Below are 23,111 nucleotides of genomic sequence, written 5' to 3' on the forward strand. Positions count from 1 at the left end.
TGGTGAGGAATGAGGGGTGAGTGAATAGTTGTTAGTGAAAGAGTGCGTGAGTTTTGAGTTAACCATCATTACTCAAATTTTCCCAAGTCGTTCGCTTTATCTCCACCTTAGAATAAAAAAGGAAGATGTGTAAAGAAATGTAAGGGTCATGGCGGATCAGTTAATTCGTGCCACAGCAGCTGAGGGCGGAATTCGGGCGGTGGGTGTCATTACCACTCGCCTCACCGAGGAAGCAAGACAGCGGCATCAGCTTTCGTACGTAGCCACAGCAGCTTTGGGACGTACTATGTCAGCAGGACTGCTTCTGGCATCAAATATGAAACGTGCCGAATCGCGAGTCAATATTCGGATTAAGGGCAATGGTCCACTCGATGGAATTCTTGTCGATGCAGGGTTAGACGGTACAGTACGCGGTTATGTAGATAATCCTACTGTAGAACTACCGCCCAATTCCCGTGGAAAACTAGATGTAGGTGGTGCGGTTGGAAATGACGGCTATTTGTATGTCGTGCGCGATGTCGGCTATGGGTATCCTTACACCAGTACTGTAGAACTAGTTTCTGGTGAAATTGGTGATGACATTACTCACTACCTGGTCACTTCTGAACAGACACCATCAGCATTGGTTCTTGGTGTATTTGTAGGAAGTGAAGGCGTACAAGCCGCAGGAGGGCTGCTGATACAAGTCTTACCAAAAGCCGCAAGAGACGAAGCACTCATTCAAACTTTAGAATCTCGTGTTGCCGCCTTGTCAGGGTTTACACCGCTATTGCAGGCTGGAAAAACTTTACCCGAAATCTTAGGGGAATTACTCGGAGATATGGGTTTAGAAATTTTACCAGAAACGCAGTTGGTACGTTTCCATTGTGGTTGTACATTTGATCGGATGCTAGGAGCATTAAAAATGCTCGGTGAAGCTGAACTACAAGACATGATTGAAAAAGACGACGGCGCTGAAGCAACGTGCCATTTCTGTGGAACGGTTTACCAAGCAAGTAGTGCCGAGTTGAGCCAGTTAATTGCAGATTTGCAGTCTGAAGCTTCAGCTAAATAAGACAGAGGTGCAAGGGTGCAGGGGAGAAGAGTTAGTCTAGATAGCTTGTGGATTGTTGAAGATTTTAGAAACGCTTTTCGTGCTAAAATACACGTCTTTACACATAACAAAGTGGGTTGACAAACAAGGCTGATTATAAACAGAATCAAAGCCAGGTAAAGACATTTGGGTGTAAGCAATGAGAGAGCAAGGTATTCCCGATGATTGGTCTGTTGGCAAGGCTTCTAGCCGCGAAGATAGCAGCCAGTCTTTACCTCCCGTTGCAGGAATTGGCGCTCCTAAAGTAGGACAGCATACAGCTAATGAGGGCGGCAACACTCCAGGCTCCTCGCAGCCAAAATCCCCAAAAAGATTATCGCCGAAGCGAAAAGTACGAGGCTGGTCGAAAAATTGGGTCTTCTGGGTGGGGTCAGGAGGCTTAGTTACAAGTGGAGTGAGTATTATCGCGCTGGCAATGCTACTGAAGTCACCAGCAGCGCCAAATTGTCCGGCAATTTTTTGGCCTTTAGCTTCAGCCTCGGTGCGACTACAGTGCGCGCAGGTAGCCGCAAATAAGCAAACGGTGAAAGACTTGTTGCAGGCGATCGCGCTTGTTGAAGCTTTACCAGACGATCACCCACTGCGCCCAGAAATCAATCGTTTACTTGAACAGTGGTCGCTGGACATTTTGGCTTTGGCCGAGCAAGACTTTCAAGCAGGAAGATTAGAACAAGCGATCGCCACTGCGCAGCAAATTTCTAGAGACGTACCTGCGTATCAAAACGTAGAAAGTACAATTGCGAATTGGCGGTCGATTTGGTCAAAAGCAGAAGCTATCTATACAGAAGTAGAAGATAACTTACGCGCGCGCAATTGGCATCAAGCATTTATGGCAACGGTGCGGTTGCTGAGTGTCGGTAACGAATACTGGGCAACAGCGAAATACGCAGAACTCAATCAAAAAATTGAAATTGCCCGCGAAGATGCCAGCAAGTTGGCAAAAGCTGAGAGTTTAGCAAAAAGAGGCGGTGCAGACAACTTAGTCGAAGCTATTAAAATCGCCGAAGCAATCGGAGTTAATAGTTATATGTATCAAGAAGCGCGGGCACTGATTCCCGATTTGGGACAACAAATGATGGCTCTCGCGCAAGCAGCCTTGGAACGTCGCGATGCTGATGCCGCGATTGATATTGCCAATCGTATTCCCGCAAGTACCGGCTTACGTACAGAAGCGCAAGATTTTACAACCTTAGCATCAGCGCAGCAAAGTGCGTGGATAGGGGAAATTCCCGATATCGAAACCGCGATCGCTACCGCACAAAAAATTGCTAATGACAGACCACTCTATAGCAAAGCGCAAGAATTAATCGCGCAGTGGCAGCTGGAAATTGAAGCCGTAGCGCGTCTCGATCGAGCGCGACAACTCGCCCAGGGCGGTACTATCGGAGATTTAACCGCAGCAATTACCGAAGCACAATTAATTTCAGATACTAATCCTCGTGCTGCCGAAGTTCAAACCGAGATTAATCGCTGGCGGCGACAAGTTGAGACGATTGAGGATAGACCACTACTTAACCGCGCAGAAGATTTAGCCGCAGGCGGAGATATTGCTTCGCTGCAAGCCGCAATTAACGAGGCAAGTCAAATTCGTAGCGGACGTGCGTTGTATCGCGAGGCGCGGAGTCGAATTCGCAATTGGACAAGCCGAATTCAACGAACTGAAGATCAGCCGATTCTTGATGAGGCAAGATTTCTTGCAAGTAACGGCAATCTTCCGGCGGCGATCGCTGCTGCGCAAAGAATCGCGCCAGGTAGGGCGCTTTCCGGAGAAGCCCAAGCCGCAATCAACGATTGGCAAGGACAAATTCGCGCGCGACAAAACTGGCAAGAAGCACGCACGACAGCGCTACAAGGTACGCCAGAAGCATTGGCACAAGCAATTCGACTGGCTAATCGCGTCCCGCGAACTAGCCCATTGCGTGCAAATGTCAATCCGGCGATCGCGCAATGGAGTCAACAGCTATTTAATCTGGCGTTGAGTCGCGGTCAGTATGATATCCCTGGTGGCATTGCGATCGCCAGAAGAATTCCCCCAGGAACCGACGCGTATCGTGCTGCACAACAGCAAATTACCACCTGGGAGAGATTTTTAAATCCTGAACCTGTTGTAGTACCAACAACAGTACCAACGCCAACATCAACTCCGCAACAATTGCCGCAATAGGTTTTAGTTCGGGTAATGGGTAATTGGTGATGGCGAATGAAGTTTGAAAAAGCTAATCGCTAATTGCTACTTATTACCAATGACTAATTACTGGTTACTAGCTTTTGAAGTTATTAATTTACATTGATTTTCACCATCTACTTATTTGTAGTAGTTGCCCTTCTTAAGTTGCATGAATTAAGATTCACAAAGTCGCCTTATGGCTACGGCATAACCTCAAAATTGACATATTGGCATGAGAAGCCTTGGTCCGCTTGTTGCACCGGAGCAAAAAGCGAGTAAACAGTTACCGACTCTACGGCGTTTTTTAGGGTATGTGCAACCCTATCGTAAAGAAGTCCCTATTGCCCTCAGCTTAGTCGCAATTGGCGCAGCATCGCAATCGCTTGGTCCTTTTTTAGTTGGTTGGTCAATTGATAATTTAATTGCCCAAGGTAACTTGCAAGGCTTACTTTTGATGCTTGTACTACTTGTGGGTGTTTACGTTGGCGGAATTATGGCAATCCGCGCCCAAATTATCCGTGTCGGCTGGATCGTTCAACGCCTACTCGCGCAATTACGTAAAGATATTTTTACAAAAGTTCAAAGCTTACCGATCAGTTTCTTCGATCAAAGTGAAGCTGGAGATTTAATGAGCCGCTTGCTCAACGATGTCAGTGTCGTGAATCAGGCGTTTGGACAAACGATCGCCCAAATGTTGGGTAACTTATTTAGCTTGGTAGGAATTGTCATTGCGATGTTCCTCATTAACCTGCGGCTAGGGATAGTGAGTAACTTGGTTGTTCCGCTGATGCTGGCGACTACTGGCTTATTTTCGCGCTGGGCGAGGAAACGATTTCGCGTGACACGACAGACGATTGGGGAACTTTCGACTAAAATCGAGGAAGATATTAGTAGCGTGCGCGAAGCTCAAGCTTTTAATCGCGTACGGCTAAATATTGCAGAATTTAAAGCTTTGAATGCGGCAAACCGCGACGCTAACATCGATGCAGTCGCAATTACAGCTGCTTTTTTACCATCCATTGACTTTCTCAATACACTAGCAACCGCCGGAGTTCTCGCTTATGGCGGCTATTTAGCGGTGACAGGAGCAGCAACAGTCGGAACCGTAACGGCATTTTTACTTTACGTACAGCAGTTTTTTCGTCCAATTCAGATTTTGAGTCAGTTTTATACGCAAGCTCAATCAGCGTTAGCCGCAGTTGAGCGTATTTTCCTGTTACTCGACGAACCTGCTCAACTTAATGATGCACCCGATGCGATCGCAATGCCACCCATTCGCGGAGAGGTGACATTCGAGCGAGTTTCCTTTGGTTACAAACCCAATCAGCTTGTCCTCAAAGACGTGAGCCTTCGTGCGAAACCAGGACAAACGATCGCATTAGTTGGACCTACAGGAGCGGGAAAAAGTACTATTATTAACTTAATTCTGCGATACTATGATGTGACGAGTGGAGCCATTAAAATTGATGGCATTGATATCCGTAAAGTAACGCAGGCAAGCTTACGGAAACAGATTGGATTCGTTTTGCAAGACAATATCTTATTTAGTGGCACAGTTGCCGAAAATATTGCTTTTGGTCGTCCTGATGCTACACAAGCCGAAATTGAAGCAGCTGCACAAGTCGCTAACGTTCATGAGTTTATTACCAGTTTGCCCCAAGGATACGCAACGCTATTAGGGGCAAGAGGTGCAAACCTGAGCAAAGGACAGCGACAACTACTGAGTATTGCGCGTGCTGTTTTAGTCAACCCGCGAATTCTGATTTTAGATGAAGCGACAAGCAGCATTGATACGCGTACCGAAGCTTTAGTTCAAGAAGCGATCGACCGATTATTAAGTGAGCGTACTAGCTTTGTGATTGCTCACCGTCTCAGCACGGTTACGCAAGCAGATCAGGTATTAGTGATTCAACAAGGTCAAATTATTGAAGGTGGTACGCATAGCGAGTTAATTGCGCAAGGTGGAGTTTATGCAAATCTCTACGCATTGCAATTAGGTGCAGCCTAGTCTTAGTGCAGCTTGATAGGCTTGTGGGGTATTGAGATCTAATAAAACTTCTGGAGTGTCAAAGTTTACGCGCTGAATTTGCGAATAAAATGTTTGGACAACTTGACGTAGACCTAAGTTTGCTTCACTTATATTTTCTAGATGCGATCGCACTGACGCCGAAAATAATAATGGATGACCTAACTTGCCTTGATAGAGAGGTGCAGTAATAGGTACGCTAGGAGAAGATAGGTGTGCTTGAAGTAATCGTTGATAGATCCAACTACTTCTTGGTTGATCGACTGCTGAAATAAATAAACAATCAAATTGTGGTACGTGCTTTAATCCTGTCAAAATCGAACTGACTTTTCCAGCGCTAGCATGATGATTAATCGCTACGATAGTTCCTTGTGGAACTTGCGTTTGTTTGAAATTATGCAACCCCATTACAACAATAGGTACAATCTTGGCAAGAGATAGTTGCTCAACTTGATACGACAACAAACTTTTACCATTTCGCCAAGGTAAGCTAGCTTTACAAGTACCCATCCGGCTGGATGCACCTGCTGCCAAAACTAATGCAAAGTAACTAAAGGTTGGCTGTGGCATCGTTAATTGTCGTGAAAGTTGGTAATTGGTAATTGGGGAACATCTTGACTATCCATTACCCAGGATATATTCAACTCAAAACTCAACATTCAACACTCCTTAAATTTAGCTACGATTTACACACAGCTGTTTGTTGTTTTAGAGTCATTCTATGATTCTGCAAAAGCCAACAAAAAAACTCACAATCACCTGGGAACCTCTTCCAGATGACTTTGTGTTACCTGACGATCCTGTGGAGAATATTCAACAACCATCCCTTGCTGCGGCACTTACAGACGCATTAGGAGCCGCAGGATATATCCAACCAGATATGCTCATCGGCTCAAACTTTGGTTTAGTTGCTACGGTAAATAAAAAAATTGTCATCAAAGCGCCTGATTGGTTTTATGTGCCGCACGTCCAACCTGTACCACCAGACGTGATTCGTCGCAGCTATACGCCGCATCTCGAAGGCGATGCAGTAGCTGTTGTCATGGAGTTCCTCTCGCAAGAAGAAGGCGGTGAGTTATCGATACGCTCAACGCCGCCCTATGGCAAGCTTTATTTCTACGAACAGGTTCTTCAAGTACCTACTTATGTCACTTATGACCCTTACGAACGAAGTTTAGAGGTACGATATCTAGAAGAAGGCAAGTACGTTTTACATCGACCTGATGCTAACGGACGCTATTGGATTCCGCAGTTAGAGTTGTTTTTAGGAATATGGTACGGCGAGCGACTGCGCCAGACAACCAATTGGCTGCGCTGGTGGGATGTTGAAGGTAATCTGCTGTTGTGGAGTGCTGAACAAGCCGAACAAGAACGACAACGTGCCGAACAAGAACGACAGCGTGCCGAACAAGAACGACAGCGTGCTGAACTTTTGGCAGCTAAATTACGTGAATTAGGAGTTGATCCAGATGCATTGAACTAATGTCGAGCAAGCGATCGCACTTTGCGCGTAAATTGTAGACACCGAAAGTAAGCTGCACTCTAAGATAATGATAGTTGCTACTTTTGCCCAAGAATGCGGCGGAAATTATTGTTGAGTGTTAGCGCAAGAAATTTATGGTGTATTGGATAACAGCAGTTGGTTGGGGAGTAGGTTCGATTCTCTGGGCAGAAATCGTGCGAGATTTGTATCACTTACTATCGCATCGCGTGCCAATGTTGTACCGACAGCACGTATGGCATCATCGTGTTTTTCGGCGGGATTTGACTTTTGCAAGTGCGGCGATTTATCGTCAGGCACAGTGGCGCAATGATTTTCCTGAATGCATTGTGATGTTAATACTCAGCCTAGCATTGTGGTGGGTGTGTTTCGTATGGACACCTGCGTATCAATGGGCAGCTTTGGCAGGAACGATTTATACACTAGGATTTCTTGTTAGCTGTATAGCGCGTGGTAGTGGTAGTGAATGGGCGCGAGAAGTGACTGACGTCACGCATAAACCAGGACGTTTTTTATCGCCGCCTGCAACTTGGTTTGTGAACCGTCCTTATCACTGGCGACATCACTTTGATGATGACCAAGCTTATTATTGTGGTACTCTCACTTTGGTGGATAAGTTGATGGGTACAGCACTCGCGCTCAAAGGAAAGAAAATTGCAGTTACCGGCGCATCGGGAACGTTAGGGAAAGCTTTGTTACTTCACTTACATCAAGCAGGCGCGAAGGTATTTGCGCTTAGTTCACATTCTGAATCGATTACTTTGACAATCAACAATGAACCTCTCGCCATAAAGACAATTACCTGGAAAACAGGACAAGAGGCGGAACTGGCAGAATTCTTAAAGAAAATCGATATTCTTATTCTGAATCATGGCATTAATGTCCACGGCGAACGGACTCCTGAAGCCATTTCTAAATCTTATGAAGTGAATACTTTTTCAAGTTGGCGGCTGATGGAATTATTTTTTACTACTATCCGCACAAACGAAGACATTGCATTGAAAGAAGTGTGGGTAAATACGTCTGAAGCCGAAGTTAGCCCAGCGTTTAGCCCTTTGTATGAACTTTCTAAACGTGCTTTGGGCGATTTAGTTACATTACGCCGCTTAGATGCGCCGTGTGTTGTCAGAAAACTGATCTTAGGACCTTTTAAGAGTAATCTTAATCCGATTGGAATCATGTCAGGCGATCGCGTCGCTCGACAAATTATTGCTTTAGCAAAGCGTGATGTCCGTAACATCATCGTTACAGTTAATCCGCTGACTTACTTGCTATTTCCCATTAAAGAATTTTGCACATCAATGTACTTCAGATTCTTCAGTCGTGCAGAAACTACGATTACAGAGGTAGAAGCGCAGAATGATCTTCTTGGTAATAGGTAATGGGTAATGGGTAATAGTTTTTTTCCAATTACCAGTCACCAATTTCCAGTTACCAATTTCCAGCGATAGTCTGGTTATTCAACCGAAGTTAATATCACATATGAGTTTTTTTCGTGCTGCTGTTGATGCGATGACAGGTTACATTCCTGGAGAACAGCCTAAACCAGGAACGCCTATTATTAAGCTCAACACCAATGAAAATCCCTATCCGCCATCACCGCAAGCAATCGAGGTACTACGCAATCTAGATAGTGAGTGGTTGCGCCGCTATCCCGATCCATTTGCGAAAGATTTCTGTTGTGCTGTGAGTGAGGCGTTGGGTGTACCTGCGGATTGGGTGATTGTGGGTAACGGTAGTGATGAGTTGCTGAATGTCATTATACGGGCGAGTGCCGAGGGCAGCGATCGCAAAGTTGTTTATCCGATGCCGACGTATGTGTTATATCGTACGTTAGCCGCGATGCAACCTGCGGAGGTTGTCGAAATCGATTATCCTGCTAATTTTCAATTACCGATTGACGAACTTGTCAAAGCTAGAGGTGCAATTACATTTATTGCTTCGCCGAATAGCCCTTCAGGTCATTTGGTTCCACTTGCAGACTTACGCGTACTCGCACAACAACTTTCAGGGATATTAGTAATTGACGAGGCGTATACTGATTTTGCAGAGTACTCGGCTTTACCACTCGTGCAAGAATTTGAAAATGTAATCATTCTGCGGACGTTATCGAAAGGATATTCGCTAGCAGGGTTGCGGATGGGATTTGGGATTGCAAATCCGCAGTTACTTGCAGGGTTATTCAAAATTAAAGATAGCTACAACATTGATGCGATCGCAACCGCTGTTGGTACTGCGGCTATGCGCGATCAAGCTTACAAAAATGCTTGTGCTGACAAAGTGAAAAAGTCACGCGCTAAACTCGCGGTAGAACTAAAAAATTTGGGATTCACGGTTCTCGATTCGCAAGCAAATTTTGTTTTAGCAACTCCACCGCAAGGAAATGCTGAACAGTTGTATTTAGCACTGAAGGCGCGGGGAATTCTGGTACGGTATTTTAAGCAAGTTGGATTAGAAGATAAGTTGCGAATTACTGTTGGAACAGATGAACAAAATCAAACTTTGATTGAGGCGTTAGTAAGTTTGGTATAGCAATGTCATTTCAGGCTTTTTGAGGAATGAACCACATAGGCGTAGCCTTCCCGCAGGGTAGAACACAAAGAGCACAAAGATAAAGAGAGGTAAGTTGTGTTGTTTATTTAAGTGAGAACGGTTGTAGTTACTGGATCTGATAAAGATTTGCCCGTACCGCCACGACGCACTTTGATCAATTCGGCACAAATACTTACCGCGATTTCTTCGGGTGTCAAAGCACCGATATCTAATCCGATGGGTGCATAGAGTGATGCTAAAACTTCTGGGGAATATCCTTCTTGTTGCAATTGCTGACACACTAAGCGTACGCGCTTGCGCGAACCAATCATGCCAATATATTGTGCGGGTTGCTGCAATAAAAGCCGCAAAGCTTCTAAATCATGTTGGATTCCTCGCGTTACTAGCGCCACATATTGCGAATTCACCCCACACTTTAATGCAAATGTCAAGGATTGGACAATCACCTCAGCTGCTTGCGGAAACCGTTCTCGTGTAGCAAATTCAGCGCGATCGTCAACTACAGTCACCCGAAACCCAATCATCGCCGCGATCGCTGCCAAAGGAACAGCAACATGACCCGCCCCCACAATCAACAGCGTTGGCAACGGCACCAAAATCTCTCTAAAAGCTTCATTCTCTTTGTGCTCTTTGTGCCTAGCCTTCGGCAACCCCTGCGGGGAATGTGGTTCATTATCTCCAAACTCCAAATACGGCTGCGAATCTCCCGAAAACGGCGTCACCAAAGTTCCACGTCCACTACTTGACAAAATCTCAATAATTTGCTTTATTAACTTTATCGCCTCATTCCCACTCCAACGTTCTAACCAAACTTGCATTGCACCACCACAAACGCCCTGAGTTTCGCGCTGCAACGCCCCAGATAAATCGATTTCCACAAATTGCTTTTCACCTGTCGCCAAAACCTGCAAAGCTTGGCGGATCACTTTTGCTTCCCCAGCACCACCGCCAATTGTGCCGATCGCGCGATCGCGACATACGAGCATTTTTGCCCCAACTTCACGCGGAACCGAACCAGTGACACTCACAACCGTGGTAAGAACAACTGAATCTTGTCGTAAGGCTTGCGCCATTTGTTGATAAAATTCAAGCATTCAAGGCTTGCCAAACTCGTTCGGGCGTCATCGGAATTTGCGTTAGCCTTACACCTGTTGCGTGCGCGACAGCATTAGCGATCGCAGCTGCGGTACAGTTTGTGCCAATTTCTCCGATACCTTTTGCACCAAACGGACCATAAGGATCGGGCTGTTCAACTAAAAAGATTTCCATTTGCGGTGTATCTTTGGCAGTAGGTAGGCGATATGTTCGGAGTGCAGGATTTAAAATGCGCCCTGAATCATTAATGAGTAATTCCTCAGACAATGCATAACCTAAACCCATCACAATCCCTCCTGTTGCTTGTCCGTGACAGATTCTTGGATTAATTGCAGTACCAACATCAATAGCTTGTACGCAACGCAGAACGTTGATTCTACCTGTTTCGGTATCAACTTCGACTTCCGCCCCTTGCACTGCAAATGTTAAAGATGATTCATTCGCGGCGTGTTCGACTTCGACAACAAAAGGTTGTTGATTGCGAGTGACAAGTTCTTGTAGTGTTATTTCTTGTTGTGAGGCAAGTGCTTTGTCTGCGGTGAGTGTGATATTCTCAGGTTGAGTGTCGAGAACTTTAGCTGCAAATTCCAAGATCTGCGATCGCATGGTGATAGCAGCTTTGTTGACGGCTTTACCCGATATATAAGTCGTTGCTGACGCATACGAACCTGCATCAAAAGGTGTATTGTGCGTATCACCCGCGATGAGTTCAATATCTGCAACTGTCACACCCAGAACCTGCGCCGCAATTTGTCGCAATGCTGTATCAGCACCCGTACCAACGTCAACCGCCCCAGTTCTTAATTCGTATTTCCCGTCGTTTTTTAAGGATAACTTGACTCCCGCGCTATGAATTTTTGCCAAGCCACTTCCTTGCATTGAAACTGCAAATCCGACACCGCGCTGCAGATGTCCGTTGACGCTAGGCTGCATTCCAGGAACGTAATTTAAAGCTTGCGTGACTTTATTAAAACATTCGGGTACGCCATAGCTACCAATCAAGTGAAAATGGTCGTGCGCTTCTTCGCGTCCGAGGCGAATGATATCGTGAGGTTGAATAATATTTTTCTGACGCAGTTCTATCGGATCAATTCCTAGTTTTTCCGCAATTTCGTCCATTTGCGACTCAACTGCAAACGTTCCTTGCGTTGCACCGTAGCCGCGAAACGCCCCAGCAGGCATTGTATTCGTGTAAACTGATAATCCCAGAAATCGCTGATGCGGACACCGATATAAACCTAGGGGATAGCAACCTGTCAAGAAAACAACCGTAGGCGCGTGATTGCCATACGCCCCTGTATTAGCGATCGCTTCCATATCTTGCGCGACTAGCGTACCATCCGTTTTGACTCCGGTTCTTACTTTAACCTGCATCGCATGGCGGCTATTGGTGGCTGTGAATTCCTCTTCGCGTGTAAATTCCCATTGCACAGGTTTTCCGGTATATAAGGTAGCTAAAGCACACAAATCTTCGGTGAGAATTTCTTGTTTATTGCCAAAGCCTCCGCCAATTTGAGTTTTGAAAACGCGAACTTTGTCTTTTGGTAGATCGAATAGCTGCGCGAGAACTCTTTGCGTGTGAAATGGCACTTGCGTACTCGATCGCACTACCAAGCTTCCGTCTGCTTCTAACCAACTTGTACTGATATGTGGTTCTAAATGAACGTGTTGTACTGCTGGTAAGTAGTAAGTATTTTCAACGATTAAATCTGCTTGGGCGAATCCTTGTTCAATATCATCGGTTCCCAGCGTAACTTTAGCTGCAATGTTGCGTTGCGTATCGTAAATTTGTGATGACTCAGGTTCATCATGAATCACAATCCCGCAATTCATTGCTTTGACAGGATCGATTACATGAGGAAGAATTTCGTAATCGACTTCAATGAGTTGACACGCTTGAGTCGCGATCGCTACCGATTCTGCAACAACCACTGCAACGCGATCGCCAACAAACCGAACTTTATTATCTAATAAATAATGATCGAGAGGATCGGGAACTGGATCGGCGTGTCCCGCTGTCGTATAAGGTTTACGCGGAACGTCTTCATGTGTAAACACTGCATGAACGCCAAGAAGGGCTTTTGCTTTTTCGGTATTAATCTTGCGAATACGCGCGTGGGGATGCGGCGATCGCACCGCTTTAATATGCAACAATCCTGGTGGCGACCAATCTGAAGTATAATCTGCTGTACCTTTAACAATTGCTGGTCCATCTTGTTTAGGAACACTTTTTCCGACAGGATTTTGAATGGGGCTAATTTCTGTTCGTTGTTCTTTAGCCGCGAGAATACTTTCTAGAATTGCTTCGTATCCGGTACAGCGACACAAATTACCATCTAAAGCTTTACGTAGTTCAGCTAGGGAATTAAATTGCAACTTCGCCGCACTCATAATCATTCCTGGAGTGCAGAAGCCACACTGAAAACCTTGTTTTTCGAGAAAAGCTTGCTGAATTGGTGCTAATTCATCTGTCGCAAGTCCTTCAATGGTTGTTACGTCATGTCCTTCTAGCTTCATGACAGGATAAATACAGCTATGGATAGGTTTATCGTCAACCCATACTGTACAACTACCACAATCACCCGATTCACAAACGCGGTGTACACCTACCCAGCCAAGATCGCGTAATAAAGTTAATAAGCTTGTTCCTGGGAGACAATTTTCGGTGTAGGTTTTGCCATTAACTTGAAAAGTTACGGGTTCTTGCATATCTGAAATTCCAAAAGCGATCGCTGCATCAAAACTTTAGTCAAGTGTTGCCGATAAGTCGCACTTGCGGCATAGTCTTCGATAAAACAATCCAGCGGTAATTGTGCGTCAAAGACTTCCTCAATTTCATCTGCGGTAGGAATATGGGAAAATTCCAAAACGCGCGGTGTTGGTACGCAAGCGCCTAAACCAAATCTGACTTGTGATGTTTGCGGGTTATAAGCTGCAACAACAAGCGATATGGCAATTCCCGCAGTCGCGACACAAACTCGTTGATAACTAATTTGCCATTCTAAATTCGCTTGCAAAATCCAGATTTTGCGCAAAACTTCGCCTGGCTGTAATACTGTTTGCTGTATCCCAGTTTGAAAATCCTTAGCAGCAATAAGACGCGGCGCAGCTTGCGGATGCCAAATTTCGTAGCTTGCGTTTAGTGCTACCATTGCCGGAGCAAACGTACTTGCTGGTATCGCTAAACAGATGTTTCCGCCAACTGTTGCCATGTTGGTAACTTTAAAGGAAGCAAGTTCGTCTACAGCGCGCAACAAAGCTGCAACGCCCGTCCAATTATCTGGGAAATTCCATTGACGCAACTTTGCCATTGTACAAGTTGCACCAATACTTAATCCGTCTGAAGTGACTTCAATTTCTGACCAATTTAACTTTTCTAAATCGACTAATACTTTTAAATCAGGTTGTGCTTGTGTAAAAATCCACGTTCCACCAGCTAGCCAAGACCAGCCTTGCGACCAATTTTCAACTGTTTCTAAACTTTGGGGACGTAGGTAAGTTTGAATATTATGTAAATCCATTTAAATCTACTATTAATTATCATTAATAACTTCTTGTAACCGAAACAATGCTATTTTTTCTATTTCTGCTATAACTGTTTTTAATTCTCTCTCTTTTGTATTTTCTAACCTTTGAGAAAAGCTTGCTAGAATACTTTCTTTAGTGTGATTTCTAACAGCAACGATAAAAGGAAAGTTGAATTTTTCTTTGTATGCTTGATTGAGCGAGTTAAATTTATCGTACTCTTGTGGAGACAATCGATCCAAACCAACTCCAGCTTGCTCTTTTACAGAGGCTTCAGCCATTTTAGCTTTAGCGCCTAGATCAGGGTGCGCACAAATGAGTGTAAGTTTTTCTGCATCACTCGCCTCACGAACGACATCTACCATACTTTGATGTAGAGAAAGTACATCTGTAAATGGTTTTTTAGCCCAAGCTTTCGCTGCAACCCAAGGGGAATCTTCAAATATCCACCCTAACGCTGCTACAAAGTCATCCTGATTCATCTGATTTAACTCAGATAACGAATTCATCCACAATAACCCTGACCTTTACCAAGATTTTTCTGATATTCACGGTTTGACTTTACATCAAAAGCCATGATTTATTTGGATAATTTTATACAGTTTACTAACTCAGGTTTTTTAGTATGGCTAGTAGGTAATAAATAACAAGTAACTATTGATAGATATTCTTTCCAATTACCAGCTTTAATGCGACGTTTACCTATCTTTATTTCTCAACTAAAAGATGTAACTTTTGAGTAAAAATTTTAACTCAGTATCTCATCAGGATCGATACCTTGAGAACGCAATATTTCTGCTAAGCGTTCCGCGCGTTGGCGTTCAGATTCCGCACGCTCATCGCCTGTTGCGATTAAATTACCATCGCGATCGCACCAACGCAACCAAGTATCTTGTTTTCCTTCAAAGATTCCATCCCATAGCGTTAATCCCAAACCCACTGGTTCCATCCAAGTTGTTTCTAAAGGAGTGTAACTCGTACCCCTCAACTCATGAACTTGTAAGCGGCGATCGCCTAACTGCTGCAAAGGATCGTAAACGACATAGTAAGCAACACCAATACGGGCATAGTCTTTCATTTTACTACCCAGTTCGTTACCCACGGTATTGGAGACGATTTCAATGACAACTTCCGGAGGCTTACCAATGATCCAGGTAAAATAAGAGCGATTTTTCTTTTGTTGCCAATCTTGAGGAACTTCTACATCCAAGCTGAGTAAGACATCCGGTACAATAGCAGGTTTATTAATTGCGTAAAACAAGCCAACATTTGCGGTAGCTAAAAACGGAATACCTGGTTTCCACGAACTGTATAAACAACTCGTCAAAAGTCGTTGCTGTTTTTCTGCAAGCAGGTTGTCCACAGGGGTATCGTCTTCTGTCACCAAGTGGCTAATATCAGGTTCTTCCACCCACTCAGCTTGCTCTTCAGGGGAAAAGAGATCTGCCGCTATTGATTGTGACATAGTTAGCTACCAATTTTGTGCTTATAGCTATTTTAATTCGCACGTGGCGATCGCAATTAGTAAAGAGTAGAAATACGTTTGCGTAAGATGTGCAGCGATCGCTAGATATTTAAAAGAGTAAGCTTATTGACCAAGATATTCTCGCACCCTCTTACGGAATGCTTTAAGTGCAAAAGTTGTTCCTGTTGTCCTCGCCATTTGTACAAATCGAGGAATTTCATCTTTAACTGGAATTGAGAAAATTGAACTTGTTTCTGACTTGATGTAATCATCTCCTTGGAATAAATTTATTTCTAAAACACCATCTTCATAACGCCAAATTTCTGGTACTTGCAATGCTTTATAGGCAGTTATTTTAGTTTTAGAGGTAACATCGATTTCAATTGCTAAATCAGGAGGAGGATCGACACTTAAATCTATCTGTTCTTTTCCGATCATTAACTTATAGTTTTGAATGTAAAAACAATCATCTGGTTCTACACCCGCAGCCATATCTTCACGCTTAAAGGTAGTTGAACCGAGAGGTTCCCAGTCTAAATCCAGTTCATCCAGCAGAATTTTTACTAAGTCTCCAATGATGACTTTAGCCTTTTCATGCTCTGGAAGGGGAACCATTATTTCTAACGAACCCTGAGTGTATGCAACTCGACTACCACGATGTTCTCCTAACTCAATAAGAATTGTTTCAAACTCTTGCCAACTAATATCTTCTAATATCACGCACGCACCTGGCGGAACTCGAATTTGCTTGAGTTGCAGTGTCACCATATTACTGTGGCTTTTAGATAGATGTATTTTAGCGAAATTGATTAGAGTAAACTGTTTGCTACAAGTTTTAGAAGAGAATTATGACAATTACAGATAAGATGCGATCGCTTCCTGTACCTCCTGGAAACTTTGGTTTACCCGTTATTGGTGAAACTCTCAGTTTCTTGCGCGATCCAAATTTTATACAGCGGCGACAGCAGCAACACGGAAATATCTACAAAACTCATGTCTTTGGTCGTCCTACTGTTGTTATGATTGGCGCAGAGGCGAATCGCTTTTTGTTTAGTAACGAGAACCGCTACTTTTCAGATGGAGTTTCTGCAAGTGCGCCACGACACGTGAAATTATTGATGGGAACTGGTGCGATCGTCATGCAGACAGGAGATAAACATCTCCAACAGCGCAAATTACTGGCACAAGCATTTCAACCGCGATCGCTGGCAGGATATATTAATACGATGGCGGCGACTACGTGCAACTATCTTGATAAATGGGAGCATACAGGAAACTTAAATTGGTATGATGAACTTCGCAAATATACGCTTGATGTTGCTTGCAAGTTACTTATCGGAATAGAGGCAAATAATGATTTCGGTAAGTTGTACGAAAATTGGGGTCAAGGGTTACTATCAATTCCTCTACCTTTACCTGGGACAAAATTTAGTAAAGCATTACGCTGTCGTAAATTATTACTGGCAAAAATTGAAGCAATCATCTTAGAACGTCAGCAGCAATCTACAACAAAACAAGATGTTTTAGGTTTGCTATTACAAGCACGCGACGAAGAAGGACACGGTTTAAGCTTACAAGAACTCAAAGAACAACTACTAACGTTACTCTTTGCAGGTCATGATACTTTATCGTCATCGTTAACTGCACTCTGTCTGCTATTAGCTCAATATCCACAAGTGAAAGAGGCTATTTTTGCAGAACAAAAGCAACTAGGGTTAGAGCAACCATTGACCCTGGATCTTCTCAAACAAATGACGTATCTAGAACAAGCCTTGAAAGAAGTTCTTCGCCTTTATTCTCCAGCAAGTGGACCTCGAAAAGCCATTGAGTCTTGTGAGTTTAATGGTTACTTGATTCCTGAAGGTTGGCAAGTCTTCTATCACCCCGCTGCGACACATCAAGATAGCAGCATTTTTACACAGCCAGAACGCTTTGATCCAGAAAGATTTGCGCCTCCCAGAGCAGAGGATAAGCAAAAATCAATGAGTTATATTCCTTTTGGCGGTGGAGTGCGAGAATGTATTGGTAGGGAGTTTGCCAAGCTAGAAATGAAGCTATTTGCAGCATTGTTAGTCCGCAATTACAATTGGGAACTTGTGCCAGGACAAAATCTTAATATGGTTATGCTACCTACGCCGCATCCTCGTGATGGTTTAAAGGTAAAATTTTGGCGTAGAGGTTAAGGTGAATAATAGACTTCTAGCAGGAATTGCAGGTGCCTTACGGCTAAAGTCGAGGCTATGCAGACAAAGTGTGCCTGCGCACACTCCTAATTAATAGTTTTAAGGGGGTAAATCATGCCTTACTCGTATGTATTATCTAGTGGTGAATTCATTAGCTAAGCTATGCGAAAAGCTTTTTTGCTAACTAGAAATAGCCTAGTTTTTGTGCTGCTATTACTACTTACTTTATTGTTAATGTCTGCATCCTGGGCATCTATGTGTCGTAGTTACGGCGGTCATCAAATTTGTATTATTAGTATTGAGCGCAGTGCAAAGAATTATTGGGAATACAAGGCGGCAATGAGTGTGGATGGTGTAAAGCAACCGATAGCAATATATAATTGTCGCGATCGCCTCAAATTACAAGATAAAAAATCTGTACAATTTAGTGATAATGACCCTGGTTATTTGATATGTAGTTTTTTCAAAAACCATCAGTGATATTCAAGTAAACAAAGCTGTTAAGAATATCTATTTCTTTGGTGTGGCAAATACGCGCCACATAACAAAAACTGTAAAACCTATATAAAATAGTACAGTTAACCAATCTTGCCAACTACTATAATTAGTCATTTTTCTACAAAAAAATTAAGTGTAAGTTATTAAAACTTACACTTTTTACGTTCACATTATGCTGCCATTTCGTGACAAAGTTGAGCGCAGCAACGACAAGATTCAGCACAACGTTGACAGTGATCGTCATCATGCTTTTCACATTCGCTAGCACAGCGATCGCACGCTTGGGCACAAACATCACACATTTGCTTGTGAAGTTCCGAACGACGCGACATCAAGCGGGCGCAAAGGGCGCAAGTATCAGCGCAATCGCGACATCGCTTAATACATTCAGCCATCATCTGCACCATGTCTTCACTCAAGCAAGCATCAGCGCAGTATTCACAATCGCGCAGACAATCGAGACATGCTTGAATACACGCGTCAAGTTGAGATTGCGCAGTCGTCATATTTAACCTCCGATTTTACAGCGTTCTTCTTACTTCAACGTGACACACGCGCATGAAATCAGGAGGACACTGCGTTGCGGGGGTTCCCCCCGTTATAGCAAGTGTCCGGTGATGAAATTACCTAGTTGAATTCACCCTGAAAAACGACACGAATCAATACGTTACTGAAAATGTTTGATAATCGCTTCAGCAAACTCGGAACACTTGAGTGGTTCGACGGGTGGTTCCATTAACCGCGCTAAATCGTAAGTGACTTGACGGTTAGCGATCGCATCGCTAATTCCTTGTTTGATCAAATCTGCGGCTTCTTGCCAACCCATATACTCTAACATCATCACCCCCGAAAGAATAACCGAACCAGGGTTAATTCGGTCTAATCCGGCGTGTTTTGGCGCAGTACCATGCGTAGCTTCAAATATCGCACATTCATCGCCAATATTAGCTCCTGGTGCCATACCAAGCCCGCCAACGACAGCTGCTGCTGCATCCGAAACGTAGTCACCGTTAAGATTCATCGTTGCTAATACTGAGTATTCATCAGGGCGTGTCTGGAGTTGTTGGAAAACGCTGTCCGCAATGCGATCATTTACCATTACCTTATCTTTCCATTGCCCGTTACCGTGCGTAGACCAAATCGCATTAAGAACATTTTCAATTTCTTGACAAATTACTGCTTGCTTTTCTGCTGTAAGCGCATGATATCCTGGTTCAATTAGCTGAGCATTTTCTGCAATCGAAATATCAGGGTTGGCTTCTTTATTACTCAAAATCCAAGATTCGCGTTCGGTAACGCACTCACTACGAAACTCGGTTGTTGCTAACTCGTAGCCCCAATCGCGGAAGGCACCTTCGGTATATTTCATAATATTGCCCTTATGCACCAAAGTTACCGTTTGCTTATTTTTCGGCAAGCGGAGGGCGTGTCGAATTGCCCGACGAATCAAGCGCTGGGAACCTGTTTTACTAATTGGTTTAATTCCAATTCCCGAATCAAGACGAATCTGTTTTTTACCATGTTCAGGGCTTGCAGGAATCAACTCATTATTGAGTAAATTGATAATTCGCTCTGCCATTTCCGTACCCTGACGCCACTCGATTCCGAGATAAATATCCTCGGTATTTTCACGATAGATGATGACATCAAGCTTTTCAGGATATTTGTGCGGTGAAGGTGTGCCTTCGTAATAGCGACAAGGACGTACACACGCGTACAAATCGTTAATTTGTCGCAGCGCGACGTTGAGTGAACGAATTCCGCCGCCTACAGGTGTTGTTAAAGGTCCTTTAATTGCGACACCGTATTCTTTAATTGCTTGCAACGTGTCTTCAGGAAGATACTGATACGTTCCATAAACGTCACACGCTTCATCACCAGCGTAGACTTTAAACCAGCTAATTTGTCGCTTTCCTTGATAGGCAGTTTGCACAGCCGCGTCAATTACCTTTTGACTCGCAGGCCAAATATCAACACCTGTACCATCACCACGAATAAAAGGAATAATGGGATTATCGGGTACTATAGGTTCACCATTCTCAAACGTAATGCGCGAACCTGTATCGGGTGGGGTAATCTTCTCGTACATAATCTCAAACTCCTAGAGGGTGGCTGCTGTTACAGATGCTGGGTGATGAACACCGCTACAAAAAATCCTTCTTTGGAAGGCTACCAGATTTCATGTTTGATGTAACAGCATTTTTCACCAAGTTCTGACAAGCTTGCGCAATTTTGACTTTGAGAATGAACAACGTTAGCAGGTGTGAGGTTAATGTCAGATCGCCTATAGCTATTGTTGATTCTCCTAAAGCCCACGCCAGTTGATACAGGACGTGGTAGCCTTTGCAACGCTGCGCTAAAAGCCCGAACCTCTGACCTCTATCATGTTATTGTCAGGTTACATTAATGATCGAGCCGTAACCGCGATCCTTATAAGGGCATGACTGATCCAACTACCGCTTTCGACACAAATTTCGACGTTTCTGCTTTAGCTTTGCAGTTAACCACAGGGTCGGAAAAAGTACAAGCGCAGACCATTGAGAAACTGGCTACGCTTGGTACTGCGGGTGAAGAACTGCTAATGAAATTTTTACTGCAACGCCAATCTCACCCACCTACCTGGATTGATGGTAAAGCTTACCAGGTTCTCTACAGCGCTGAATCTCCAGAAGCAAAACACTTTCTCCAAACAAATTTCCCGACTGGGATTGTACAACTCAATTCAGAGCAAGGTATTGACTACACTTTGTTGCAAAAACTATTAGCAGACCAAGATTTTCAGGCTGCCGATCGTCTTACGTTACAAAAGCTTTGCGAATTAGCAGGACCTGCTGCGGTTCAAAGAAAATGGTTATATTTTACCGAGGTAGAAAATTTTACCACTACTGACCTCCAAACCGTCAACAAGTTGTGGCTGATTCACTCTGAGGGCAAATTTGGTTTTTCAGTCCAACGCGAAATTTGGCTTGGTGTCGGCAAAAACTGGGAAAAGCTGTGGCCTAAAATCGGTTGGAAATCAGGCAATAACTGGACGCGCTATCCTAACGAGTTTACTTGGAATCTGAGCGCTCCTAGAGGTCATTTACCTTTATCCAATCAATTACGCGGCGTGCGGGCTATGGCATCGTTGCTAGCGCATCCAGCGTGGGAGCGTTGAGCATTAAGAAAATAGAATTTCTTCTCAAGTTTCTTTCAGGCTTCTCACCCCAGCGCGATCGTTCTTTCAAAGATTGTTCATCTCTACAACGGATTGGGAATCTTAGAGGAAGTAGAAACCCGAATCCCAGGGTTAGATCAAACACATTTACGTTCAATATTGAGCTAGGGGTGGTCACAGTGGAGCCTGAGAGAAAAATAACACAGGAACTAGAACAACATCTAAAAGTATTCTCTGATTTAGGTAGCTTAGAAACTCAAACAATTCCGATTTTTGATGCAGCTACTCAAACAGCCGCTGATTTTTTAGAAGTCCCGATTTGCGTTCTAGGATTTTTAAATCAGAGTAGTTTTCAGTTTAGATCAGCGGTCGGTTTGTCGCGACTAGGATTGAGAAGTAAAATTGCTCAAGAACGTCAACTCTCAAGACAAGAAGCTTTTGTGGCGCACGTGGTAGAAAACCACAAAATTTTGGCAATCGATGACACACTCAACTTCGCTCCGGTTTTTGCTAATAGTGTCTTAGTACAGCAATATGGTATCCGTGCCTATTTAGGCGCACCATTAGTGAATTTATCAGGACAATGCTTGGGTGCGATCGCTGTCATGGATCTCAAACCACGCAATTTTACGTTGCGAGACATGAAGTTTTTAGAACTCATGGCGTGCTGGAGTGTGAGTGAACTTGAGCGCCACCAATTGCTTAGGGGCATTAATCCTGATAATACTTATCTTGCGGCTCCTGCGGAACAAGTCAACGCTGGCAGCATGGTTCCAACTAACAGTCATGTAAATTCTCAGCCTGCTGCGACACTCACTAATACTGATGACCAAATAACGCACACCATACCTACTGAACAAGAAAACAGCGAATATCTTTCGACTAACCAAGTCAAACTTGAATTACTTTCACAGCTAACACAAGAATTACGCACACCGTTGACCTCAGTATTAGGAATGGCGAGTGTTGTCAGTCGCGAAATATATGGTCCTTTAACAACGAAGCAAAAGGAATACTTAGAAATTATCGAGAATAGCGGACGTCACTTGTTAACTTTAGTCAACGAAATTTCTGAGTTAGGAACGCTAGACAATAACTTTGCTGCACTGAATCTCACTTCTGTAGAGATAGAAATGTTATGTCAGCAAGTGATCAGCGCCTTATCAGAGACAGCGAGACGGCGCGAACAACAAATTGATTTATCTTTAGAACCAGGACGCAGCCGCATCTGGATTTTAGACAAAGACAAGATCAAGCAATTGTTATATCAGCTAGTATTTTATATTACTCAAGTTGCTGCGACTGGTAGCATAATTCATATTCATGTTTCACATAAAAGTGACGGATTGCACTTTGCTATCTGGGCGTCTCATCCTTGGCTAGAACAAGGTTTAACTCAAGCAGAACCCGCAATTTGTCAGATATTACCTTTTTGTGCTGAGCAAGTTGCCGCAGTTGATAGCATTCAGGTACAGTCATCAAATGGCGATCGCTTGTCTGTTCTCACCCCTCAAGTGTTAAATGCTGGATGTACCGCTAATTTAACGGAGGCAGAAGCGGCACAATCAAACTCAATTGTGCAAAAGCACAATCCTCTAGAAGGAATTTACCACTCTAGTAACAGTCTACGTTTGCTCTTAAGTTGCGACTTGGCAAAATTACATGGCGGAAAAATAAATCTTCAAGGAACGCCGGAATCAGGCTATCGTTATGTAGTTGTTCTACCTGAGCTTACGGCTTCTACAAAAGAAACTATTTAGCATTCGGCGGGGGTGTTGTGTATAAAGAATTAATTCGCTATAATCGCAAGCTTATATTTTTAGGCAAGTTTTTAACGAATATGTCGTT

General features: G+C 43.8%; 19 protein-coding genes. 10 read left to right on the forward strand and 9 right to left on the reverse strand.

The window, feature by feature from the left end; all coding sequences use genetic code 11:
- Positions 1-148 precede the first annotated feature (148 nt).
- The 3 genes from hslO (at position 149) to GLO7428_RS17530 (ending at position 5,268) form a co-directional block, all read left to right on the forward strand.
- A complete protein-coding gene (gene hslO, locus GLO7428_RS17520; RefSeq protein WP_015189905.1) occupies positions 149-1,054 on the forward strand; it encodes an Hsp33 family molecular chaperone HslO in 906 nt (301 codons plus the stop codon).
- Positions 1,055-1,232: 178 nt separating this feature from the next.
- Positions 1,233-3,257 (forward strand): hypothetical protein, encoded by a 2,025-nt coding sequence (locus GLO7428_RS17525; RefSeq protein ID WP_015189906.1) that lies wholly within the window; start codon positions 1,233-1,235, stop codon positions 3,255-3,257.
- Positions 3,258-3,492: 235 nt separating this feature from the next.
- Positions 3,493-5,268 carry an ABC transporter ATP-binding protein gene (locus GLO7428_RS17530; RefSeq protein WP_015189907.1) on the forward strand — a complete coding sequence of 592 codons (1,776 nt, stop codon included), beginning with the start codon at positions 3,493-3,495 and terminating at the stop codon, positions 5,266-5,268.
- On the opposite strand, the gene GLO7428_RS17535 is transcribed toward GLO7428_RS17530, so the two are convergent.
- Positions 5,254-5,856: an NTP transferase domain-containing protein gene (locus tag GLO7428_RS17535; RefSeq protein ID WP_015189908.1), complete on the reverse strand. Its 603-nt coding sequence runs from the start codon at positions 5,854-5,856 to the stop codon at positions 5,254-5,256. The genes GLO7428_RS17530 and GLO7428_RS17535 overlap by 15 nt on opposite strands.
- Before the next feature lie 151 nt (positions 5,857-6,007).
- Between GLO7428_RS17535 and GLO7428_RS17540 the strand changes: the two genes are divergently transcribed.
- The 3 genes from GLO7428_RS17540 to hisC all read left to right on the forward strand — a co-directional run bounded on the left by GLO7428_RS17540 (position 6,008) and on the right by hisC (position 9,319).
- The gene (locus GLO7428_RS17540; protein WP_015189909.1) at positions 6,008-6,769 is read left to right on the forward strand and encodes a Uma2 family endonuclease; all 762 of its coding nucleotides are present in this window, start codon (positions 6,008-6,010) and stop codon (positions 6,767-6,769) included.
- Between the two features lie 134 nt (positions 6,770-6,903).
- The gene (locus GLO7428_RS17545) at positions 6,904-8,169 is read left to right on the forward strand and encodes a bifunctional sterol desaturase/short chain dehydrogenase (RefSeq protein WP_015189910.1); all 1,266 of its coding nucleotides are present in this window, start codon (positions 6,904-6,906) and stop codon (positions 8,167-8,169) included.
- Between the two features lie 100 nt (positions 8,170-8,269).
- Positions 8,270-9,319, forward strand: a complete 1,050-nt coding sequence (hisC, locus tag GLO7428_RS17550) for a histidinol-phosphate transaminase (protein ID WP_015189911.1) — start codon at positions 8,270-8,272, stop codon at positions 9,317-9,319.
- A gap of 107 nt (positions 9,320-9,426) precedes the next feature.
- Here the strand turns inward: hisC and GLO7428_RS17555 are convergent, their stop codons facing one another.
- The 6 genes from GLO7428_RS17555 to GLO7428_RS17580 form a co-directional block, all read right to left on the reverse strand.
- Complete coding sequence (locus GLO7428_RS17555) at positions 9,427-10,434, reverse strand: XdhC family protein (protein WP_015189912.1); 1,008 nt, start codon at positions 10,432-10,434, stop codon at positions 9,427-9,429.
- A complete protein-coding gene (locus GLO7428_RS17560; RefSeq protein ID WP_015189913.1) occupies positions 10,427-13,144 on the reverse strand; it encodes a molybdopterin-dependent oxidoreductase in 2,718 nt (905 codons plus the stop codon). Before GLO7428_RS17560 ends, GLO7428_RS17555 begins: the two co-directional genes overlap by 8 nt.
- Positions 13,129-13,956 carry a xanthine dehydrogenase family protein subunit M gene (locus tag GLO7428_RS17565; RefSeq protein ID WP_015189914.1) on the reverse strand — a complete coding sequence of 276 codons (828 nt, stop codon included), beginning with the start codon at positions 13,954-13,956 and terminating at the stop codon, positions 13,129-13,131. The genes GLO7428_RS17560 and GLO7428_RS17565 overlap by 16 nt, the downstream gene beginning before the upstream one ends.
- Before the next feature lie 12 nt (positions 13,957-13,968).
- Positions 13,969-14,442 (reverse strand): 2-oxo-4-hydroxy-4-carboxy-5-ureidoimidazoline decarboxylase, encoded by a 474-nt coding sequence (uraD, locus tag GLO7428_RS17570; protein ID WP_155823777.1) that lies wholly within the window; start codon positions 14,440-14,442, stop codon positions 13,969-13,971.
- Positions 14,443-14,708: 266 nt separating this feature from the next.
- Complete coding sequence (locus GLO7428_RS17575; protein ID WP_015189916.1) at positions 14,709-15,425, reverse strand: Uma2 family endonuclease; 717 nt, start codon at positions 15,423-15,425, stop codon at positions 14,709-14,711.
- A gap of 123 nt (positions 15,426-15,548) precedes the next feature.
- Entirely contained in the window at positions 15,549-16,193 is a 645-nt protein-coding gene (locus GLO7428_RS17580; protein WP_015189917.1) for a Uma2 family endonuclease, read from the reverse strand.
- 80 nt (positions 16,194-16,273) lie between these two features.
- Here GLO7428_RS17580 and GLO7428_RS17585 point away from each other — a divergent pair, with 80 nt between their 5' ends.
- On the forward strand, positions 16,274-17,608 hold the full coding sequence (locus GLO7428_RS17585) for a cytochrome P450 (RefSeq protein ID WP_015189918.1): 1,335 nt from the start codon (positions 16,274-16,276) through the stop codon (positions 17,606-17,608).
- A gap of 234 nt (positions 17,609-17,842) precedes the next feature.
- Entirely contained in the window at positions 17,843-18,088 is a 246-nt protein-coding gene (locus GLO7428_RS17590; protein ID WP_231295499.1) for a hypothetical protein, read from the forward strand.
- Between the two features lie 188 nt (positions 18,089-18,276).
- On the opposite strand, the gene GLO7428_RS26860 is transcribed toward GLO7428_RS17590, so the two are convergent.
- On the reverse strand, positions 18,277-18,612 hold the full coding sequence (locus tag GLO7428_RS26860; protein ID WP_015189920.1) for a four-helix bundle copper-binding protein: 336 nt from the start codon (positions 18,610-18,612) through the stop codon (positions 18,277-18,279).
- A 161-nt stretch (positions 18,613-18,773) separates the two neighbouring features.
- Complete coding sequence (locus tag GLO7428_RS17595; RefSeq protein ID WP_015189921.1) at positions 18,774-20,195, reverse strand: NADP-dependent isocitrate dehydrogenase; 1,422 nt, start codon at positions 20,193-20,195, stop codon at positions 18,774-18,776.
- Between the two features lie 351 nt (positions 20,196-20,546).
- Between GLO7428_RS17595 and GLO7428_RS17600 the strand changes: the two genes are divergently transcribed.
- On the forward strand, positions 20,547-21,263 hold the full coding sequence (locus tag GLO7428_RS17600) for a GUN4 domain-containing protein (protein WP_015189922.1): 717 nt from the start codon (positions 20,547-20,549) through the stop codon (positions 21,261-21,263).
- A gap of 179 nt (positions 21,264-21,442) precedes the next feature.
- Positions 21,443-23,023: a GAF domain-containing sensor histidine kinase gene (locus tag GLO7428_RS17605; protein ID WP_015189923.1), complete on the forward strand. Its 1,581-nt coding sequence runs from the start codon at positions 21,443-21,445 to the stop codon at positions 23,021-23,023.
- Positions 23,024-23,111: the final 88 nt, after the last annotated feature.

This window comes from Gloeocapsa sp. PCC 7428 (assembly GCF_000317555.1).
Lineage (GTDB): Bacteria > Cyanobacteriota > Cyanobacteriia > Cyanobacteriales > Chroococcidiopsidaceae > Chroogloeocystis.

Excerpts from the sequence above, each read along its gene's own strand:
- GLO7428_RS17555 (WP_015189912.1), bottom strand. The coding sequence starts at position 10,434 with ATGCTTGAATTTTATCAACAAATGGCGCAAGCCTTACGACAAGATTCA.
- GLO7428_RS17585 (WP_015189918.1), top strand. The coding sequence starts at position 16,274 with ATGACAATTACAGATAAGATGCGATCGCTTCCTGTACCTCCTGGAAAC.
- GLO7428_RS26860 (WP_015189920.1), bottom strand. The coding sequence starts at position 18,612 with ATGACGACTGCGCAATCTCAACTTGACGCGTGTATTCAAGCATGTCTC.
- GLO7428_RS17545 (WP_015189910.1), top strand. The coding sequence starts at position 6,904 with ATGGTGTATTGGATAACAGCAGTTGGTTGGGGAGTAGGTTCGATTCTC.
- GLO7428_RS17600 (WP_015189922.1), top strand. The coding sequence starts at position 20,547 with ATGACTGATCCAACTACCGCTTTCGACACAAATTTCGACGTTTCTGCT.
- hisC (WP_015189911.1), top strand. The coding sequence starts at position 8,270 with ATGAGTTTTTTTCGTGCTGCTGTTGATGCGATGACAGGTTACATTCCT.
- GLO7428_RS17525 (WP_015189906.1), top strand. The coding sequence starts at position 1,233 with ATGAGAGAGCAAGGTATTCCCGATGATTGGTCTGTTGGCAAGGCTTCT.
- GLO7428_RS17540 (WP_015189909.1), top strand. The coding sequence starts at position 6,008 with ATGATTCTGCAAAAGCCAACAAAAAAACTCACAATCACCTGGGAACCT.
- GLO7428_RS17565 (WP_015189914.1), bottom strand. The coding sequence starts at position 13,956 with ATGGATTTACATAATATTCAAACTTACCTACGTCCCCAAAGTTTAGAA.
- hslO (WP_015189905.1), top strand. The coding sequence starts at position 149 with ATGGCGGATCAGTTAATTCGTGCCACAGCAGCTGAGGGCGGAATTCGG.
- GLO7428_RS17575 (WP_015189916.1), bottom strand. The coding sequence starts at position 15,425 with ATGTCACAATCAATAGCGGCAGATCTCTTTTCCCCTGAAGAGCAAGCT.
- GLO7428_RS17595 (WP_015189921.1), bottom strand. The coding sequence starts at position 20,195 with ATGTACGAGAAGATTACCCCACCCGATACAGGTTCGCGCATTACGTTT.
- GLO7428_RS17590 (WP_231295499.1), top strand. The coding sequence starts at position 17,843 with ATGTCTGCATCCTGGGCATCTATGTGTCGTAGTTACGGCGGTCATCAA.
- GLO7428_RS17580 (WP_015189917.1), bottom strand. The coding sequence starts at position 16,193 with ATGGTGACACTGCAACTCAAGCAAATTCGAGTTCCGCCAGGTGCGTGC.
- GLO7428_RS17535 (WP_015189908.1), bottom strand. The coding sequence starts at position 5,856 with ATGCCACAGCCAACCTTTAGTTACTTTGCATTAGTTTTGGCAGCAGGT.
- GLO7428_RS17530 (WP_015189907.1), top strand. The coding sequence starts at position 3,493 with ATGAGAAGCCTTGGTCCGCTTGTTGCACCGGAGCAAAAAGCGAGTAAA.
- uraD (WP_155823777.1), bottom strand. The coding sequence starts at position 14,442 with ATGAATCAGGATGACTTTGTAGCAGCGTTAGGGTGGATATTTGAAGAT.
- GLO7428_RS17560 (WP_015189913.1), bottom strand. The coding sequence starts at position 13,144 with ATGCAAGAACCCGTAACTTTTCAAGTTAATGGCAAAACCTACACCGAA.